The sequence below is a fragment of the Streptomyces sp. NPDC054840 genome (assembly GCF_053611065.1).
Genome location: NZ_JBSGZP010001056.1, coordinates 1 through 1,618, shown reverse-complemented (window position 1 = coordinate 1,618; position 1,618 = coordinate 1). Strand labels below are relative to the sequence as shown.

Below are 1,618 nucleotides of genomic sequence, written 5' to 3'. Positions count from 1 at the left end.
CCACAGGCCCGGCAGATGTTCTGCCGGGCCTGTGGTGAAAGGACTTCTGGTGCCCTACTGGGCCGGGGCCTCGATGGCCTCGGAGGTCAGCAGACCAGCGTTGATCTCGCGCAGCGCGATCGAAAGCGGCTTCTCGTGGACGTGGGTGTCCACCAGCGGGCCGACGTACTCGAGCAGGCCCTCACCGAGCTGCGAGTAGTACGCGTTGATCTGACGCGCGCGCTTGGCCGCGTAGATCACGAGGCTGTACTTCGAGTCCGTAGCCTCGAGCAGCTCGTCGATCGGCGGGTTGATGATGCCCTCGGGCGCAGTGATGGAAGAGGACACGCTCTACCTTCCGAAGATGGGTGAAAGATGGGGCCGTCCTGGAATTGACCGAATCAAAAACATCGATCAACGATCAGACAACTGCCATCAAGGCTAGCAGCTCACGGGCTACGTCCTCGACGGAGGTGTTGACCAGGGTGGTGTCGAACTCGGACTCGGCAGCGAGCTCGATCTTGGCGGCGGCGAGCCGACGCTCGATGACCTCCGCCGATTCGGTGCCCCGACCGGTCAGCCGACGGACCAGTTCGTCCCAGCTCGGCGGCGCGAGGAAGACCAGCTGGGCGTCGGGCTTGGACTCGCGGACGAGCCGTGCGCCCTGGAGATCGATCTCCAGCAGTACCGGCTCGCCGTTGTCCAGGCGTTCCAGCACCGCGCCGCGGGGTGTGCCGTAGCGGTTGCCCGCGAATTCGGCCCACTCCAGCAGCTCGCCGTTGGCGATCAGCTTGTCGAACTCGTCGTCATTGACGAAGAAGTAGTGGACTCCGTGTCGCTCACCGGGCCGCGGCTTGCGGGTGGTGGCCGACACCGAGAGCCATACCTCGGGGTGAACCTTGCGCATATGCGCGACGACCGTGCTCTTGCCGACCCCTGAAGGGCCGGAGAGCACGGTCAGCCGCGGACGAACCTCTGCTGCCATAGAGCGATTATCCAGGTTCTCGGGACTGCCTGAGAACGCCGGGAGAACTTCAGTCGACGCCTCAGGCGCCGGTGCTGCCGAACTCGCGCTCCAGAGAGGCGATCTGGTTGGAACCGAGACCTCGGACACGCCGGGACTCGGAGATGCCGAGACGCTCCATGATCTGCTTGGCGCGCACCTTGCCCACGCCAGGCAGAGACTCCAGCAGGGCGGAGACCTTCATCTTGCCGATGACGTCGTTCTCCTGGCCCGTCTTGATGACCTCTTGGAGCGAGGCGCCGGAGTGCTTGAGTCGATTCTTCACCTCGGCCCGCTCCCGGCGAGCCGCGGCGGCCTTTTCGAGCGCGGCTGCGCGCTGTTCAGGGGTAAGGGGCGGAAGAGCCACGCCTACGTCACCTCGGATGTCGAACTGTCGGATACGGACCGGTGGGTAACCCTGAAGGCAACACACCTCGCGAGCTCCCGAACAGCGATGGAACTCGTTCGCTGCACGTTCACTCTGGTCGGAGACTAGCGGCCAACACCGCTCCAGTCAGCGAGAACGGACGAAAAGTCCTGGTCAGCCTCCACCGAACCGTACATCAAGGACAAAATACCCTGGTTTTGTCCGATGAAGAGCGTTCGAGTTTCGCCAAGAAGTGCGAGAGGCCGGCC

3 protein-coding genes are annotated in these 1,618 nt (G+C 64.0%); all 3 read right to left on the bottom strand.

Going from position 1 to position 1,618, the window contains the following annotated elements; translation table 11 throughout:
- Positions 1-54 precede the first annotated feature (54 nt).
- Entirely contained in the window at positions 55-327 is a 273-nt protein-coding gene (gene rpoZ, locus ACWGIU_RS37440; protein ID WP_004948662.1) for a DNA-directed RNA polymerase subunit omega, read from the bottom strand.
- 73 nt (positions 328-400) lie between these two features.
- On the bottom strand, positions 401-964 hold the full coding sequence (gmk, locus tag ACWGIU_RS37435; protein ID WP_030008745.1) for a guanylate kinase: 564 nt from the start codon (positions 962-964) through the stop codon (positions 401-403).
- 61 nt (positions 965-1,025) lie between these two features.
- Positions 1,026-1,349 carry an integration host factor gene (locus tag ACWGIU_RS37430; protein ID WP_030008746.1) on the bottom strand — a complete coding sequence of 108 codons (324 nt, stop codon included), beginning with the start codon at positions 1,347-1,349 and terminating at the stop codon, positions 1,026-1,028.
- Positions 1,350-1,618 lie beyond the last annotated feature (269 nt).

Excerpts from the sequence above, each read along its gene's own strand:
- gmk (WP_030008745.1), bottom strand. The coding sequence starts at position 964 with ATGGCAGCAGAGGTTCGTCCGCGGCTGACCGTGCTCTCCGGCCCTTCA.